Source organism: Clostridium sp. KLE 1755 (assembly GCF_000466465.2).
GTDB lineage: Bacteria > Bacillota > Clostridia > Lachnospirales > Lachnospiraceae > Eisenbergiella > Eisenbergiella porci.
The window spans coordinates 1-16732 of the sequence record NZ_KE992734.1 but is presented as its reverse complement, the minus strand read 5'-3'; the positions used below and the strand labels follow the sequence as shown (position 1 = coordinate 16732).

Here is a 16732-nt window from a genome sequence, read left to right as displayed (position 1 = left end):
GGAAAGCATGCCCCCTCATCTCAGAATTCCCGGCCTCTCATAATGTTCCTTAATCCCTCCAAAATCTAACTCCTGAACGTGTTGAAGGTAGTTGGTTGATTGGGAATTTTATCCGGTGCGTGGGGAGGCGAATGGGGCAGATAGATTTTGGGCGGGGCGGGTATTTTTTGATATGTCCGAAAAAAAATGGGGAGATTTTTTGCGTTAAAAACAGCCCTTCTATAACCATCTTTCAACTGCTTTGTCAGCAACTTTTGTCGCTTGTGAACAATGCGAGGTGTTCAGGCAGTTGAGGTTATGGAAGGGCTGTTTGTAGTGTTAGGGCTATCCCATCTCAGACTTTCCGGAAATCATCTACCGGCATGATGAAGATGGTGGCTCCTCCTACCTCTACATTTACGGGTACGGAGGATACGGCATTGGGGTATACATTACAGTTTGACGGTGCCGGCGGAGTGTACATGATCTGCTGGCGTTTGCCGGAATGCTGTTTGATAATATCGCATACCTCATCCACCTTTTCGTCCTCAATACCAAGGAGCAGGGTGGTGTTTCCTTTTTTCAGGAATCCGCCGGTGGTGGCAAGCTTGGTTACGAAATACTTTTTTTCATTCAGTTCATTAATGAGTAAGGGTGCATCTTCATTATGCACGATAGCTAAGAGCATTTTCATAGGCTACTCCTTCCGCCGCACATCTGCGGCACAAGTTCTCTTTTTCTTAGTATAAATATTTTCCGGGGAAATAGCAATTTATTTTACGCATTTTTAACAAAAATTGTGCAAAATATATAATAATGAGGTATGATTAGATTTATAAAAAGGCTGTATGGGACGGATTTGTGTCTGCAGGGATGTAGGGGGCAGTTGGTTGTGGTATAATACAGGCGCTGCGGGATGCAATACGGCGGCGGAAAGGAAAGAGATTAGCCGTGACCGATAAGGAACGTTTTGAGTGGGCCAGGGATAAGATTGTAGGGACAGAGAGAGAAAAGCAGGGAATCGGTACGCTTTCGGAAAAGACGGTTCATGCGGTGCTGAAGAATTTTTACGCGCCGGATGAGGACATGCATGAAATTCCCATAGAGGGCTGTGTGGCGGATATTTATACCGGAACGGAAATCGTGGAGATACAGACGAGGAATTTTGACCGGATGAGGGATAAGCTGGGGAAATTTCTGCCGCTTTACCCGGTGACGATCGTATACCCGATTCCCTATGAAAAGTGGCTGATTTGGATCGATGAAGAAACAGGGGAATTCAGCAGCCGGAGAAAATCACCGGTGAAGGGGAATCCGTATGTGGCCTTCAAGGAACTGTACCGGATAAAAAATTTTCTTCTGGATGAGAATCTGCATTTAAAGTTTGTGTTTATAAATATGGAGGAATACCGGCTTCTGAATGGATGGAGCCGGGACAGGAAAAAGGGCTCCTCCCGTTTTGACAGGATTCCGCTGGAGCTGGTGGAGATAATGGATATTGACTGTCCCAGGGATTATCTGCAGCTGGTTCCCTACGGGATACCGGAGCCTTTTACGGTAAAGGAGTTTGCGAAGGAAGTACATATCCGGGCGAGCCTGGCGCAGGTGGTTTTGCAGATCCTGGCTTACGCCGGGGTGGTGGAACGGGTTGGGAAAAAAGGAAATGCCTATCTTTATAAAGTATTGGAAGGAGACGAGTGAAATGTATCCACAGGAGAATGGAAAAAAAGTAAAGTTATACACAGGTAGTTATAACGCGCCTGTTGTGACAGGGGACGGCAGCGTCTATCTGGGAAACGGACAGGGGATCTGTCTCTGGGAGTTTGACGAGAGTACGGGAGAAGTAAGGCTTGAGGAGAGCTGGCCTGAGGTTTTAAATGCTTCCTGGCTTACCATATCGCCGGATGGGAAAATGCTTTATGCGGTTAATGAGCTGGATGACTATGAGGGAACCATGGGAGGCGCGCTCAGCGCTTACCGCATTGACATGCAGGGGTATCTTGCGGCGGACAGCATTCTTCCCGTAATGGGTGCGGCTCCCTGCCATGTGAGCTGTGACGGTTCCGGCAGACATGTGTTTACCGCCAATTATAACGGCGGAAGCATGAGCTGTTTTCGTCTGTCACAAGACGGCGGACTGGCAGAGATGGACGGACAGCTGGTACATAGCTTTGGGGAAAAGGAAAATGCGGACGGCAGGGAGAGACTGCGCCATCCGGTAAGGCAGGAGAAGCCGCATGTACACAGCGCCGCCGTAAAGGACGGGTTTGTGTGGGTTGCAGATTTGGGAACGGATGAAATATCCTGTTATGAGCTTGATGAGGAAGGAAAGCCGGGTAAATGTGCGGCTTCTGTTTTCCTGGAGGCGGGAAGCGGACCGAGGAGCTTTGCTTTTTTACAGGCGGGGAATATGGTGTATGTGACCTGCGAGCTGAAAAACAGGATAGCGGTGTACCGATGGGAGAAAGAGGAGCGGCGCCTTTCATTCGTACAGATGGTTTCCAGCCTGCCGGAAGAGGAGGCAGGGGTGGGAAGCTCTATCGGCGGAATTGTGCTTTCCGATGACGGAAGGTATATTTATGTGGGAAACAGAGGGGCGGATACGATAGGTGTTTTCGCTGTGGATAACGATGGGCTTTTAAGTCCGGTGCAGTGGATATCTTCAGAAGGAAAAAATCCCAGGGGCTTTACCTTGGCTCCATCCGGCGGTTGGCTGCTTGCGGCAAACCAGGACAGTGATAATCTGGTGGTGTTTGAAAGGGAACCGGATACCGGGCTTCTCAGGAAAAAGAAGGTGTATGAGGCGGGAGCCGTGGTCTGTTTGTTGTTTGCGGAATAAGGCGTCAGGCTCTCAGAAAACATGTTTTGCAAAATTGCTCTGCAAAATCACCCCCTTGCAAGCAAAAATAAAAAATGTTACTATAATAGGCGCTGTAATTTTAAATGCGACGGACAGTGACAGGACGTTTGAACTTTGGGCAGACGGCAAGGGTTGTAAGATTGTGCTGGAAGCACATTCTATAATGACGGCGTGTCTGTAATCAAAAATATCTTATAATAAAACGATGAGCAGGTTCAGTATAACCGCTCATCGTTTTCTCATAATAATATATTTAAACTGCTTTGATCTATTTTTTACTTAAGCCTAAAATTAATTAAATACATGTTAACCTTTCCCATTCGCTTTTTAGTAATCGGTATTCCAGTCTGGTTTTCATTTTCCCTTCGTGCCATTCGTAATCAATGTGTTCTGCTTCTTTAATAAGACCACATTTTTGCATGACCTTTTCAGAACCAATATTTTCAGCTAAACATCCGGCTGCAACCCTATAAACATTGTTTTCAAGAAACGCAAATTTTAAAACCCGTTCAAACGATTCAGTAGCATATCCATTACCCCAGAATTTGGGATAAATAAAATACCCCGCGCCAACCAGTTTGCCAACGGGTGTATTGTCTGTCACTGTATATCCAATACTTCCGACTTGTTGATGTGATGATTTCATTTCTATATGTAAGAAATAAAATTTTCGATTAATGCTCCTTGAATCCTCCAAAATTTTTTGGAAATCCTTAACAGCTGCTGCTTTGGTAAAAAGTTGAATACCTTGTAAATAATACATTGTTTTAGGATCGCTTCTTAATTCAAAATAGGCATCTGCATCTGATTCTGTATAATCCCGCAGTATAAGCCGATTGGTTTCAAGATATACCATTATTTTCCTGCTCCTGAATCACTTTCTTACGGTCAGCGCAAAGCGCTGGCCTGATGAACAGTTACAAAAATTAATACATTCTATAATTGCAGGCTATACTCCTGCAGCTTCCCAGATATAATTTTAAACGGATAATACATCAGCGCAGTCAAACCCAGGGAAAAGATCAACACAACCGCTGTATACATAAAATCACTCTTTATATAAAACCTATCACTCCGGAATATTTCAAGGAACAGTCCATGAATCAGATACAGCTCAAAGGAATGGGTCCCCAGAAAGCGGAGGAATACATTATTAAACCTGATTTTCAGTGTCAGCAGGAAAACAAAAGCAACGAAGCTGATAACGGCCAGCGTCTGCCAGATGAAGCAGATCCAGCTTTCCAGCATTTCCTTTACAAAAATATGTTCGTTCAGCAGCAGTGGTTCGATCTTATCAAGGACCCGGACGGACTTGGGGAAAAAGTAAAGGAAGGTAAGGGCCGCCGCCAGCAGCAGGGGATAATACCATTTGCGGGCGAAGGCCAGGATCTGTTTTTCAAACTGGGCCATCAGGACGCCGATAAAAAACAGGCTGCTGGAATTAAACCACCATTCGCCCTGGAACCAGTAAACGCCGGGCCCTTTCACCATGCAGTAGGTAGGGAAGGCAATCTGGAAGATCCCAAGCAGCAGAAAACTGACGGCGGTTTTCCGGATATAGCGGAAGGTGAGAAAGAACACAAAATAAAACAGGGCGATTACGATAATATACCAGGACTGGGGATTAATCAGCCGGATGCCGCTTAAATATTCCAGTGACAGCTTTATCCCATAACGATTTCCGGTCAGGTAGTAAACGAAGAGATATATGGCATTGCAGAGAAAAAAGGGAACAAATATCTTGATATATCTCCTGAGAAAAAAATGATGGAAATATCCATGATTGGTGAGAACGCTTTTCCTCAGTCCGTAGCCGGAATAGAAGAAAAAGGCGGCAACGCAAAGAATCCCCACTTCCTGGAATACCCGGAACGGTCCGGGGTTGTCCAGATACTGGGATAGGTGGTGAAATACGATCACCAATGTGAAAAAACCGCGCAGCGGCAGTTCAAAATTTTTAGTGAAATGCTCTTCCTGGAAGTTTTCCGGCCCGGAAGAGCTTGCCTGGAACAGTAACAGGAAAAGCAGCAATAAAATATATAAATACATAAAAATCCCCTCTTGCAATTATATGCGGCGGCAGGTGCCGAAAGAACAGGTTTAAAAATTATTTTAATTATAAACGGTAAAAACTAAGCTGTCACAAAAATTTCTTTAATAATTTATTAAAAAAAGTCTTTTGTCCGGTTGATTTTTTGCGCCGACTTTGTTACACTGATACCAATTGGGAAAATAGTTCCATTATGTGAAGAGGTTGACTATGAGAAACAAAATGACCACAACTGCAGATTTCATGATGTGCACAGTCATGTCCATGAACTTCCGGTACTTGTAGCTGTTATAGCAGATGCAAGTACGCAGAGGCTTGTATCTGTGTGGTCTGAATAGATAGGATGAAACCGCATGGATTCCAGATTTGAATATTCTGATAATCCGTGCGGATTTTTTATGTCCGTGAAGAGGCCCGCAACTTTCTGCCTGCAGGCCGAAGTCAAAGAAAGAAGGTATTATGAAGATGCTTTTACTCACAAACCGTAAGGGAAAACTGATGCCGGGGAGCACCGGAACGGCCGTCATGCGCAGGCCGTTGTCCTTTTGCATTACCGGGGACGCGGCGGCAAGATAAAGAGGAGTATTTTTATAAATATCAGGTTTGACACAAAAAAAGAAGGAAAAGTTCGTCAGGCACAGCTGCCGGGACGTACAGACAGGAGCAGAAAATGGAATTTACACTGGAAACATGGAAAAAAGAACATATACCGTCGGTTGCAAAATACGCTGATAATGAAAAAATCGCAGGAAGGCTGAGGGATTCCTTTCCCTACCCTTATACGGAGGACGATGCGGAATGGTTCGTTCAGGATTGCATGGAAAAGGAAGGGATTACCCAGCTTGCCAGGGCGATCATTGTAAACGGGGAAGCGGTGGGAAGCATTACCGTTATGCTTAACGACGATGTATATTGCAAGTCTGCGGAGCTGGGCTACTGGCTGGGAGAGCCCTTCTGGAGAAAAGGCATCATGACAAAGGCGGTGCAGCTGATGTGTGAAGAGGCGTTTCGCCGTTATAAGCTTGTGAGGATTTATGCGGAGCCGTTTTCCACCAATCTGGCTTCCAGGGGTGTTCTGGAAAAGGCCGGTTTTGAGCTGGAGGGCATCAAACGGAAAAGTATTTTCAAAAACGGATGTATCCAGGATTCCTATTTATACGCGGTAATCCATGTATAGATCAACGACCTTCCCGGCAATGGCGCAGGAATCGCTAAATTAAGAAAATCTTCCTTGTTTTTTACAGGGCTGTTGTTATACTGAAAATATAATGGATAATGATAATAATGGAAAACAGGAAGAGGGAGGTTGGTCTATGGATGGGAAAAAAGAAATGGATGAACGCGGCGGGAACCGCAAAGGCGGGGCCGGTGAATGGAAATCGGTGATTATTGCACTGATTGCAGGAATTACGGCCATTGTGTGTGTGGTTATTTTTTCAGGGAGCATTGTGGACTATAAAAAGACCTCCGGAGCCGGCGGGCTGACGGCTACCGGTTCGGCGAGCATTGATTTCGAATCCGATCTGGTGGTCTGGAGAGGGAGCTTCTCCGCTTACGGCGCCACGCCCAAGGATGCCTACGCCATTATTAAGAAGGACGCGGAGGTAGTCAGGCAGTATCTGCTGGAAAACGGGGTCTCGGAAGAGGAGCTGGTTTTCAGTTCCGTGGATATTTCCCAGCGTTACCGTACGGAATATGACGAAAACGGGAACTATATAAGAGATTATCCGGATGGTTATGATCTCTATCAGAGCCTGTCCGTTACTTCAGAGGATATTGATAAGGTGGAGAATATCTCCAGGGATATTACCAAGCTTATTGAATCGGGTGTGGAGTTTGTCTCCAATTCTCCGGAATATTATTGTACCAAGCTGGACGAGGTGAAGCTGGAGCTTATTGAGAAGGCAACTGATAATGCAAAGCAGAGGATCGATATCATGGCGGCAGGCACTGGCAGCAGGACGGGCGCCCTGCTCAGCGCGAACCTGGGAGTTTTCCAGATTACGGCCAAGAATTCCGGATCAGGGGAATACAGCTATGACGGAGCCTTTGATACCAGTTCCAGATATAAGAATGCCATGATTACGGTGAGGCTGAATTATGCTGCCGAATAGGGGATGAAGCATATGTTTTCACGGAAAAAGAAGTCTGCCGCAGGGTATCCTTCCTTTGACCGGATAAACCAGATCCCGCTGCTGCGGTGCAGCATCTGTACGGGAGAACGGGTTGCGTGCTTCCGGGACAGACAGACGGGGCATGTGGAGGAAGTGATGTATATCCGGGAGGACAGCGACCTCCGGGAATTCCTGGAGCATTACGGTCTGTCTGAGCAGGATTTGAAAAAAGAATGGTAGACAGAAAGCAGAGCGAAAGCGTAAAATAGGAAGGACAGAGAGTCCTTCCCCGGCCGGAGTTAGTACAGCGGGCGGCGGGTAAGATGGTTGTGGACAGGCGTCGCATCCGTCAATCCGCCGCCGCGTGTATCAGACTTTGGCTTAGAAGGCAGTCCGGCTGGAAGATGCAGCCGGGCTGCTTTTATATAGAACTTCAGGAATGGAAGAGTACCTGAAAAAAGTATTTTTGGAAAGGCGGGAAACGTTTTGAAGCTGATTTACGGAACCGGGAATCCAGGAAAGTTTTCCATGATGAAGGAAGCTTTGAAGGAATTGGATGTGGAACTGCTCAGTCTCAGGGATCTGCCGGCTGTACAGGAAGAGCCGGAGGAAACGGGCAGGACGCCGCTGGAAAATGCAAGGCAGAAGGCGGAATTTTATTACAGCATTTTTAAAATGCCTGTGTTCTCCTGTGACAGCGGCATGTATATAGAAGGCCTGCCGGAGGAGGAGCAGCCGGGGGTTCATGTGCGTAATGTGGGCGGCCGGCGTCTCAGTGATGCGGAAATGACGGCCTATTATGCGGGGATCGCTCACAGGCTGGGAGGCAGGTGTATGGCAGAATACAGAAATGCTATCTGCCTGATTCTGGATGAAAACAGGCGGTATGAGCATTACGGGCCGGATATCAGCGGAGTCAGATTTTATCTGGTGGACAAGCCGGTGCAGCAGAAGGAAGAGGGATTTCCGCTGGATCCGATTTCTGTGGATGTGGATAACGGAAAGTATTTTACACAGCTTGAGGGGCAGCAGAGTATTTTTGAGAAGAGTGAAGGGATCGTGCGGTTTTTCAGGAATGCGCTGGGAATATAGGCTGGAAACATAAAGCTGGCAAATAGGAAGCCGATTAATATAAAGTCAACAAATAGGAAGTCAGCAAATATAAAACTGCGAATTTAAGCAATAACCAGCTGCGGGCAGAAAGGGAAGTAAGACATGTTTACCAAGAGATTATATGATGAGAATTCTTATATCAGGGAGTTTGACGCCAGGGTTTTAAGCTGTGAAGAGGGTAAGAACGGCTATGAGGTGGTTCTGGATGAATCCGCTTTTTTCCCGGAGGGCGGCGGACAGCCTGCGGATCAGGGTTTCCTGAATGATGTCCGGGTGACGGATGTGAGGGATAAGAAGGATTATGTGCTTCATATCTGCTCACAGTCCCTGGAACCAGGCAGCCTGGTTCACGGCAGGATAGACTGGGAGCGCCGCTTCCTTCACATGCAGCAGCATTCCGGGGAGCATATTTTCTCCGGGATTGTGCACAGGCTGCATGGCTATGACAATATCGGCTTTCACATGGGGAAGGATTTTGTCACTGTGGATTTCAGCGGACTGCTTACGGAGGAGGAGATTGCGGAGGCGGAGAGGCAGGCCAATACCGTGGTTCTGGCCAATGAAAGGATTCTGGCGGGATACCCCTGCGCCCGGGAACTGGAGACGCTGGAATACCGGAGTAAAAAGGAAATTGACGGGGCGGTGCGTATCGTGACGGTGCCGGGAGCGGATGTATGCGCTTGCTGCGGGACCCATGTAAAGCGGACCGGGGAAATCGGGCCGATTAAGGTTACCTCCTCGGAACATTACAAAACAGGAATCCGGCTGACGCTTGAGATCGGCTGGAGGGCGCTGGAGGATTATGAGGAAAAGCACAGAAATGTAAAAGCCATATCGGCCCTGCTTTCCGTAAAACCGGAGGAAACCGCGGCGGCGGTTCAAAAGCAGCAGGAGCTGATGCAGGAGCTGAGGCTACAGAATAATGGGCTGAAGCAAAGGCTGTTTGAAATGATGGTAAAGGAAATACCTGAAGGCCAGGAAAAAACAGTAATTTTTGAGGACGGGCTGAATGCAGTGGAAATAAGGAAGCTCGCGGATATGCTTTCAGAACGGACGGGCCTTGCGGCTGTCTTTTCCGGCAGTGACGGGGAAGGCTATAAATATGTGGTCTGCAGCCGGCAAAAGGATGTGGCGGCATTGGGAAAAGATCTGAACCGGGAGCTGAACGGCAGGGGCGGAGGGAAGAATCCGATGATTCAGGGCTCTGTGCAGGCTGAGAAAGCGGAAATAAGGGAGTTTTTTGAAAAAGTTTATTGACATCATTTTATCAAAATGCTATGATGAATTTCACGATAAGGGAGTAGTTAGCACTGAATGGTGTAGTGAAGTCAACATACTGATAAGAAGCTTATCTGGCTTTACTTTAAATAATGAGACTTATCTGCCGGGCGGCAGATAGGTCTTTTTTTTACGTCCGGAGGACATACGGGCACAGTCCATTGGGGGCTGTCTATTTTACAGGAGGAACGACAGATGAATTTGTGGGAATTGTTTGTAATTGCGGTGGGATTGTCCATGGACGCCTTTGCAGTGTCGATCTGCAAAGGGCTTTCCATGAAAAAGATGAGCTGGAAAAACGGCATTATCGCCGGATTGTATTTCGGGGGCTTTCAGGCGGGCATGCCGCTGATTGGCTATGTGCTGGGGACACAGTTCAAGGTTCTGATTACGAGCATTGATCACTGGATCGCGTTTATCCTGCTTTGTCTCATCGGGTTGAATATGGTGAAGGAAGCGGTGGATTCCTTCCGCTCCGCCGGCTGCGGCTGTGAAAAGTGCGCCCAGGAGGAGCAGAATGATTCCTTTGATGTGAAAACTATGGTTCCCCTGGCAGTTGCCACCAGCATTGATGCGCTTGCCGTAGGCGTAACCTTTGCATTTTTGAGCGTGGATATCGTACCGGCGGTTTCCTTTATCGGATCCATTACCTTTTTCCTCAGTGTGCTGGGCATTAAAATAGGAAATGTATTCGGCGCGAAATTCAAGGCCAAGGCAGAGCTGGCAGGCGGAATCATATTAATTCTCATGGGAACGAAGATTCTGCTGGAGCATCTGGGTATCCTTGCCTTCTAATATTACAGGACTTTAATATCACAGGATTTTAATATCACAAGACTTTAATATTACAGGACTTTGACATTACAGGAAGTTCATCACTACCATAACGGCTCCCAGGCCGGTCAGTACTGCGCCGGTGGCCCGGTTCAGCGTTTTGGCGGAGGCCTTGTTGGCAAACAGGGCGGCCAGGCGTGCGCCCAGGAGTGTGAACAGAATACACAGAATCAGGGCAGGGATGTCGGGCATGCCGCCGATGGTAAAATGGGACAGCGCGCCGGTAAAGGCTGTAAAGGTCATGATAAAAACGCTGGTTCCCACAGCGGTTTTCAGCTCATAGCCAAGTACGCTGGTGAGGATGAGAAGCATCATCATGCCGCCGCCTGCGCCGATAAAGCCGCAGATAAAGCCGATGAGCATTCCGCACAGGATTGACTGGATGACTTTGGTTTTCAGATCCTTGTCGGCCTGGTTTTCTTTGGTGGTCATAACGGGCTTTACCAGGAATTTAATACCAAGAAGCAGGGTCATAATGACGGAAAAGCTGCCCATGGAACGGTTGGGCACCCTGGATGCAACGAAGCTTCCCACGAGGGTGAAGACCAGTACGGATATCAGCATGATGATACCGTTTTTAATATCCAGGTTTTTGTGTTTTCCATAGGTGTAGGCGGAAATTGCCGATGCCAGGACATCGGATGCCAGGGCGATGCCTACCGCTTCATAGGCAGGAAAGCCCAGGAAGGTGATGAGCATGGGGGAAATGACCGCAGCCGCGGACATGCCGGCAAATCCGGTTCCGATACCGGCTCCCAGGCCGGCGATGATACATACGATAATTTTTGCAATCATGTTATTATGTCTCCTTCAGGTTATGTGATATGACGGAAAGAACGTGGTCAACGACCTTCAGCTCCTCCGGATCAATCCCTTTGTATATAAAACGGAGGAAGTCCTCCTGGCTCTGTCTGGCCGCCTTTACGGCGTCAAGAGCTGCCGGGCAGATCCGCAGATGGAAGATTCTGCGATCATCTTTATCCATGATGCTTTCCAGATAGCCTCTGGCGCTCAGGGATTCCACAGCCTTGGATACGTTTGATTTTGGGAAGGAACGCAGCTCCACAATATCAGACGCTGTGTCGTAGCCCGGATTATTGTACAGGAAAAGAAGGACGTTGGTTTCCATCCCGCTCAGGCCGTAGACATTGCTGGTCTTGCTGAGAAATTTGTTATATGCCCTCTTCAGGCTTCTTCCGGTGAGAAGATAATCAATAATAGTATTCATATGGATTCTCTCTTTATTAATAAAAAGGGAAAGCTTCCCGGTTAACGGAGTGAACGAAAGCAGTTAGTTCTTTTTAGAACTAACTGCTTTTATATTAGCATGATTCTGGCAAAAGTCAAGCGGTGCTTTACAAAGAACTTACAAACTCATAACCTTACTTTGCTTTTTTCTTTTTTGTGAAACAGTTATCATTGCTATTGCAGACGAGAGAAAGAAACAGATGTAAAGGAGAAAAATATTATGAAAAAGAAAATTACAGCAATTGCAGCGGCAGCGGTACTTGCCATGGCGGCGCTGGCTGGCTGCGGCACTACGGAAACAACAACAGCGGATAACGGAGCAGCTTCTTCCCAGGCGGCGGCATCGGAGACGGCCGGCACAGATACGGCAGCCGGGGCGGCCGGAAGTGAAGCGGCCTCCGGCGAAACAGCATCAGAAACAGCATCGGAAGCGGCATCTGCAAACGCCGGCCTGAGCGGCAGTATTTCCATGGCAGGCTCCACCTCCATGGAGAAGCTTTCCAATGCGCTGGCTGAAAGCTTTATGGCAAAGTATCCCGGTGTTACCGTAACTGCTGAGTTTACGGGATCCGGCGCAGGTGTGGAGGCCGTTGCCGCAGGAAGCGTTGATATTGGAAATGCCTCCAGGAATCTGACGGAGGAAGAAAAGGCGGGCGGCGTGGCTGAAAATATTGTAGCCATCGACGGAATCGCCGTGGTTACCGATCCTGCAAACACAGCTTCAGGCCTTACCAGGGAACAGCTTTCCGGAATTTATACCGGTGAAATCAAGAACTGGAAGGATGCAGGCGGTGCGGATCAGGCGATTGTAGTGGTAGGCAGGGAAGCCGGATCCGGCACCAGGGGCGCTTTTGAAGAGCTGCTGGAAATCGAAGACCAGTGTGCTTATGCAAACGAGCTGGACAGCACAGGCGCGGTGATGGCAAAGGTTGCGGCAACACCCGGGGCAATCGGTTATGTATCCCTGGATGTAATTGATGATACCGTTAAAACGCTTTCCATTGATGAGGTGGAGCCTACGGTGGAAAACATCAAGGGAGGCAGCTATCTGCTGAGCAGGCCTTTTGTAATGGCTACAAAGGGTGAGATTTCCGAACAGAACGAGACGGTACAGGCGCTGTTTGATTACCTGGCCTCTGACGAAGGAAAGGCTCTGATTGAGAGTGTCGGCCTGATTGTCACAGAGTAAGCATTTGAAACTGAATAGTGCAAGTTTGGGGCCCTGTGAAAAACAGGGCCTCTGCGGGGATAAAGGAACATATATTATGAAAATGGCTTTTTCAATTGTAAGGGGCAGGCATTCCAAAAATGCAGTGGAAAAGGCTGCCCAAATCATATTTACTGTTTGTACTTTTTTTGCCGTTCTGGCTGTTTTCTCCATTACTTTATATATGTTGATTAATGGGACACCGGCCCTGTTTAAGGTGGGGCTTAAGGATATCCTGTTCGGGACGGTCTGGAAGCCCACGGCGAAGGAACCGAGCTTTGGTATCCTTTATATTATTCTGACTTCAATTGTTGGGACGGCGTTTTCTATAGCAATCGGAGTGCCCATAGGTGTGCTGACCGCCGTTTTCCTGGCGGAGGCAGCGCCGAAAAAGCTGGCTGCCGTGGTAAAACCGGCGGTGGAACTGCTGGCTGGCGTTCCCTCCGTGATTTACGGCCTGCTGGGAATCATGATTTTAAACCCGTTGATGTACCGGGTGGAAACTGCGGTTTTCAAAGGTTCAGAGACACATCAGTTCACAGGCGGCGCCAATCTGATCTCCGCTGTCATTGTGCTTGCAATTATGATACTGCCTACGGTAATCAATATCAGCGAGTCCGCCCTGCGGGCGGTGCCTTCCCAATATAAATCCGCCTCCCTGGCCCTGGGCGCTTCCAAAATACAGACTATTTTCAGGGTGATGCTTCCTGCGGCCAAATCGGGAATTATAACGGCGGTTGTCCTGGGTGTGGGACGCGCAATAGGCGAGGCCATGGCGATCACGCTTGTTTCCGGCAGCTCCGTCAATTTTCCGCTGCCCTTTCATTCCGTTCGTTTTCTTACCACCGCAATTGTCAGTGAGATGGGCTATGCTTCAGGACTTCACAGGGAAGTGCTGTTTACCATCGGGCTTGTTTTATTTGCCTTTATCATGCTTATCAATACGTGTCTGACAAAGCTTCTGAAGTCAAAGGATACGCAGGAAAAGGTAAAAGAAGCGGGAAGCAGAAGCGAGGGCAAAAGCTGTGGGACGGCAGGGGAAAAGAAAAACAGGGCCGGCGCGGCAGTTCAGGGAGAGGCGTAATAGGCGGCGGACTCTGTGGATGTGAGGAGATAAATTATGGATCAAAGTATTCTGGTAAAAAGGGTCAGAGTTTCTGACATAGTGATTACTGCGGCAATTTATGCGGCGGCTTCCCTGTCCATTCTCCTGCTGGCGGGAATTGTCTGTTATACCTTTGTAAAAGGGATTTCCAGTATCAGCTGGCAGTTTTTGACGACAGTTCCCAGCAGCCTGAAGGGAACCTTCGGAATTGCGGGAAATCTGTTAAATACGTTGTATATTGTTGTTATTACGCTGGTTATTGCCACACCCATCGGCGTGGGATCGGCCATTTATCTGAATGAATATGCCAAACCTGGAAAAGTGGTGCGTACCATTGAGTTTACCACGGAAATCCTTTCCGGCATCCCTTCAATAATTTTTGGCCTGTTCGGCATGGTTTTTTTCGGAAATACCCTGGGCCTTGGCTATTCCATTATAACCGGCGCCCTTACATTGACGCTTATGGTGCTGCCTCTCATTACCCGCAACACGCAGGAAGCGCTGAAAACAGTGCCGGAAAGCTATCGGAGCGGGGCGCTGGGAATGGGGGCCGCCAGATGGTATATGATACGGACCATTCTTCTGCCCTCCGCCATGCCGGGTATTATAACCGGTATTATCCTGGCTGTGGGCAGAATCGTGGGTGAGTCGGCAGCGCTTTTGTTCACTGCGGGAAGCGGTTTCCTTCTTCCAAAGAGCGGCATGGGCTTTCTTACCAAAATCCTGGAATCAGGGGGCACCCTTACCATACAGCTGTATCTGTGCATGTCTAAGGCACAGTATGGAGAGGCCTTCGGAATCGCTGTGGTGCTTCTGGTTCTGGTGCTTCTTATCAATATGCTCACAAAGTACCTGTCCGGGAAGTTCAATGTGGAAACAAGAGAATAAAGAGAGATTGATGCAGTATTGCAGGCAGGACTGTGATATGCCGGAGGTATGGGAATGAATAATGCAAAAATAAGTACGAAAAAGCTGAATTTATATTACGGCGCCAACCATGCGCTGAAGGATGTGGATATGGATATTACCGCCAATGCCATTACCGCTTTTATCGGTCCCTCGGGATGCGGGAAATCCACTTTTTTAAAGACGCTGAACCGCATGAATGATCTGGTGGACGGCGTAAAAATTGACGGAGAGGTCACGCTGGACGGCGAGAATATTTATGATGAAAAGGTGGATACAACCCTGCTTCGTAAAAAAGTGGGCATGGTATTCCAGCAGCCCAATCCGTTTCCGATGAGTATTTACGACAATATTGCCTATGGTCCCAGGATTCATGGGATTAAGAGTAAGGCGCGGCTGGATGAAATTGTGGAAGAAAGCCTGAAAGGGGCTGCTATTTTTGATGAGGTGAAGGATCGGCTGAAAAAGTCCGCGCTGGGTTTGTCAGGAGGGCAGCAGCAAAGGCTCTGTATCGCCAGGGCGCTTGCCGTACAGCCGGAGGTGCTGCTTATGGACGAGCCAACATCAGCGCTGGATCCTATTTCCACGTTAAAAATCGAGGATTTGATGGAGGATCTCAAGAAAAAGTATACGGTGGTGGTAGTTACCCACAATATGCAGCAGGCTGCCAGGGTTTCTGATGAAACCGCTTTTTTCCTGGTGGGGGAAGTGGTGGAAAAGGATATTACGTCCAATATTTTTGCAAGGCCGAAGGATAAACGGACTGAGGATTATATTACGGGGCGTTTCGGATAACAGAGCAGAGGAGTGAGGTTTAAAGCTATGACGACGAGAAGTATGTATCTGGAGGAATTAAACAGCCTGCGGAAAAGCCTGGCGGAAATGGGGGCGGCAGTGGAGGAGTCCTTTAATCTGCTGCTGACTGCGGTGGAAAATAAGGATACAGATCTGGAGCAGCAGATTATCAGGGGAGATCGGGTGATCAATGATATGGAAAGAAGCATTGAATCCCAGTGTCTTTCCCTGATTACCAGGCAGCAGCCGATTGCAGGGGATCTGCGGATGATATCCGCCGCCCTGAAGGTAGTAACGGATATTGAGCGGATTGGGGATCAGACTGCGGATATTGCGGAGCTGATGCTTCGTCTGCGGGATTGTGATCTGGATGCTTATTCCAGGCATATTACGGGTATGCTGCAGGTGGCTAAGGAAATCGTGCATGATGCGGTAGGTGCTTTTGTAAACCGTGACAGCAGGGCCGCGGATGAGGTGATCCGGCATGATGATGTGGTGGATGAGCTTTTTGCCAAGGTGAAGGATGATCTGGTGCATATGCTTCAGGAGGGTGTGGATAATATCGATGCCTGTGTGGATGTGCTGATGATTGCCAAGTATCTGGAACGGATTGGGGATCATGCGGTAAATATCGCTGAGTGGGAGATTTTCCAGGAGAGCGGAGCCATCCAACACATCCGCCTTATGTAGTGGAGACGGAGGCCGCCGCCTTTCCATGGGGGCTTTTCAGGCTGGATTAGAGCAGGGAGTTTCTCCGTGGACGGCCAGGGTCTTTCTGGCGTGATGGGGGCGTTTATTCCGGCAGGCTCCGGCTGAGGTATGTTTTGTGAGCGGGTACGCTTTCGCTCGGTTAAAAACGTAGCGGTACTAGCGTTGTAAAGGACACAACGCAAGGACCGACGTTTTTAAACGACCCTTTCACAAAACATACCTCAGCCGGAGTCTGCCGGAATAAACGCCCCCATCTTCCAGAAAGGCCCTGGCCGTCCGCGGAGAAACTCCCTGCTCTAATTCAGCCTGCTTGCCCCCATGGAAAGGCGGCGGCCTCCTGGGGTAGGTTTTTAAGGACAAGGGATAAGAGAGGGGTTAGGGGTGGAGTTGGGTTTCTCTTTTTTGGACGACGAATTTGGTGTAGAGGATGAGGGCGGTGAGGAAGAGGACGCCCAGGGTGTTGGTGATTTGTTGGGCGTAGAGGGGGCGGCCGGCTAGGATTAGGGGGGTGTGTTGGAGGTGGGAGAGGAGG

Annotated in this window: 18 protein-coding genes; 13 read left to right on the top strand and 5 right to left on the bottom strand. The window is 48.5% G+C overall.

What is annotated here, in order from left to right; genetic code table 11:
• Nucleotides 1-334 precede the first annotated feature (334 nt).
• On the bottom strand, nucleotides 335-673 hold the full coding sequence (locus HMPREF1548_RS17830) for a cyclic-di-AMP receptor (RefSeq protein ID WP_021637803.1): 339 nt from the start codon (nucleotides 671-673) through the stop codon (nucleotides 335-337).
• Between the two features lie 257 nt (nucleotides 674-930).
• Here HMPREF1548_RS17830 and HMPREF1548_RS17825 point away from each other — a divergent pair, with 257 nt between their 5' ends.
• Complete coding sequence (locus HMPREF1548_RS17825) at nucleotides 931-1680, top strand: DUF8091 domain-containing protein (protein ID WP_021637802.1); 750 nt, start codon at nucleotides 931-933, stop codon at nucleotides 1678-1680.
• A gap of 1 nt (nucleotide 1681) precedes the next feature.
• Nucleotides 1682-2818: a lactonase family protein gene (locus HMPREF1548_RS17820; protein WP_035322751.1), complete on the top strand. Its 1137-nt coding sequence runs from the start codon at nucleotides 1682-1684 to the stop codon at nucleotides 2816-2818.
• 316 nt (nucleotides 2819-3134) lie between these two features.
• Here the strand turns inward: HMPREF1548_RS17820 and HMPREF1548_RS17815 are convergent, their stop codons facing one another.
• The gene (locus tag HMPREF1548_RS17815) at nucleotides 3135-3695 is read right to left on the bottom strand and encodes a GNAT family N-acetyltransferase (RefSeq protein WP_021637799.1); all 561 of its coding nucleotides are present in this window, start codon (nucleotides 3693-3695) and stop codon (nucleotides 3135-3137) included.
• An 80-nt stretch (nucleotides 3696-3775) separates the two neighbouring features.
• Complete coding sequence (locus tag HMPREF1548_RS17810; protein ID WP_035322749.1) at nucleotides 3776-4888, bottom strand: acyltransferase family protein; 1113 nt, start codon at nucleotides 4886-4888, stop codon at nucleotides 3776-3778.
• A 671-nt stretch (nucleotides 4889-5559) separates the two neighbouring features.
• Between HMPREF1548_RS17810 and HMPREF1548_RS17800 the strand changes: the two genes are divergently transcribed.
• The 6 genes from HMPREF1548_RS17800 (at nucleotide 5560) to HMPREF1548_RS17775 (ending at nucleotide 10189) form a co-directional block, all read left to right on the top strand.
• Entirely contained in the window at nucleotides 5560-6066 is a 507-nt protein-coding gene (locus HMPREF1548_RS17800; RefSeq protein WP_021637795.1) for a GNAT family N-acetyltransferase, read from the top strand.
• A 136-nt stretch (nucleotides 6067-6202) separates the two neighbouring features.
• Nucleotides 6203-7003 (top strand): SIMPL domain-containing protein, encoded by an 801-nt coding sequence (locus tag HMPREF1548_RS17795; protein ID WP_025488033.1) that lies wholly within the window; start codon nucleotides 6203-6205, stop codon nucleotides 7001-7003.
• Between the two features lie 12 nt (nucleotides 7004-7015).
• Nucleotides 7016-7243: a hypothetical protein gene (locus HMPREF1548_RS17790; protein ID WP_051358431.1), complete on the top strand. Its 228-nt coding sequence runs from the start codon at nucleotides 7016-7018 to the stop codon at nucleotides 7241-7243.
• A gap of 246 nt (nucleotides 7244-7489) precedes the next feature.
• Nucleotides 7490-8095, top strand: a complete 606-nt coding sequence (locus HMPREF1548_RS17785) for a non-canonical purine NTP pyrophosphatase (protein WP_025488035.1) — start codon at nucleotides 7490-7492, stop codon at nucleotides 8093-8095.
• A 123-nt stretch (nucleotides 8096-8218) separates the two neighbouring features.
• Nucleotides 8219-9373, top strand: a complete 1155-nt coding sequence (locus HMPREF1548_RS17780) for an alanyl-tRNA editing protein (protein WP_021637790.1) — start codon at nucleotides 8219-8221, stop codon at nucleotides 9371-9373.
• 216 nt (nucleotides 9374-9589) lie between these two features.
• Nucleotides 9590-10189: a manganese efflux pump MntP gene (locus HMPREF1548_RS17775; RefSeq protein WP_021637789.1), complete on the top strand. Its 600-nt coding sequence runs from the start codon at nucleotides 9590-9592 to the stop codon at nucleotides 10187-10189.
• A 66-nt stretch (nucleotides 10190-10255) separates the two neighbouring features.
• On the opposite strand, the gene HMPREF1548_RS17770 is transcribed toward HMPREF1548_RS17775, so the two are convergent.
• The gene (locus tag HMPREF1548_RS17770) at nucleotides 10256-11023 is read right to left on the bottom strand and encodes a sulfite exporter TauE/SafE family protein (protein WP_021637788.1); all 768 of its coding nucleotides are present in this window, start codon (nucleotides 11021-11023) and stop codon (nucleotides 10256-10258) included.
• Between the two features lie 4 nt (nucleotides 11024-11027).
• Entirely contained in the window at nucleotides 11028-11456 is a 429-nt protein-coding gene (locus HMPREF1548_RS17765) for a MarR family winged helix-turn-helix transcriptional regulator (RefSeq protein WP_021637787.1), read from the bottom strand.
• 240 nt (nucleotides 11457-11696) lie between these two features.
• On the opposite strand from HMPREF1548_RS17765, the gene HMPREF1548_RS17760 reads away from it, so the two are divergent.
• The 5 genes from HMPREF1548_RS17760 to phoU all read left to right on the top strand — a co-directional run bounded on the left by HMPREF1548_RS17760 (nucleotide 11697) and on the right by phoU (nucleotide 16179).
• On the top strand, nucleotides 11697-12665 hold the full coding sequence (locus tag HMPREF1548_RS17760) for a phosphate ABC transporter substrate-binding protein (protein ID WP_021637786.1): 969 nt from the start codon (nucleotides 11697-11699) through the stop codon (nucleotides 12663-12665).
• 76 nt (nucleotides 12666-12741) lie between these two features.
• Entirely contained in the window at nucleotides 12742-13767 is a 1026-nt protein-coding gene (pstC, locus tag HMPREF1548_RS17755; RefSeq protein WP_021637785.1) for a phosphate ABC transporter permease subunit PstC, read from the top strand.
• A 36-nt stretch (nucleotides 13768-13803) separates the two neighbouring features.
• Entirely contained in the window at nucleotides 13804-14676 is an 873-nt protein-coding gene (gene pstA, locus HMPREF1548_RS17750) for a phosphate ABC transporter permease PstA (protein ID WP_021637784.1), read from the top strand.
• Between the two features lie 54 nt (nucleotides 14677-14730).
• On the top strand, nucleotides 14731-15489 hold the full coding sequence (gene pstB / locus HMPREF1548_RS17745; protein WP_102287255.1) for a phosphate ABC transporter ATP-binding protein PstB: 759 nt from the start codon (nucleotides 14731-14733) through the stop codon (nucleotides 15487-15489).
• 27 nt (nucleotides 15490-15516) lie between these two features.
• Nucleotides 15517-16179 (top strand): phosphate signaling complex protein PhoU, encoded by a 663-nt coding sequence (phoU, locus tag HMPREF1548_RS17740; RefSeq protein WP_025488041.1) that lies wholly within the window; start codon nucleotides 15517-15519, stop codon nucleotides 16177-16179.
• Nucleotides 16180-16732: the final 553 nt, after the last annotated feature.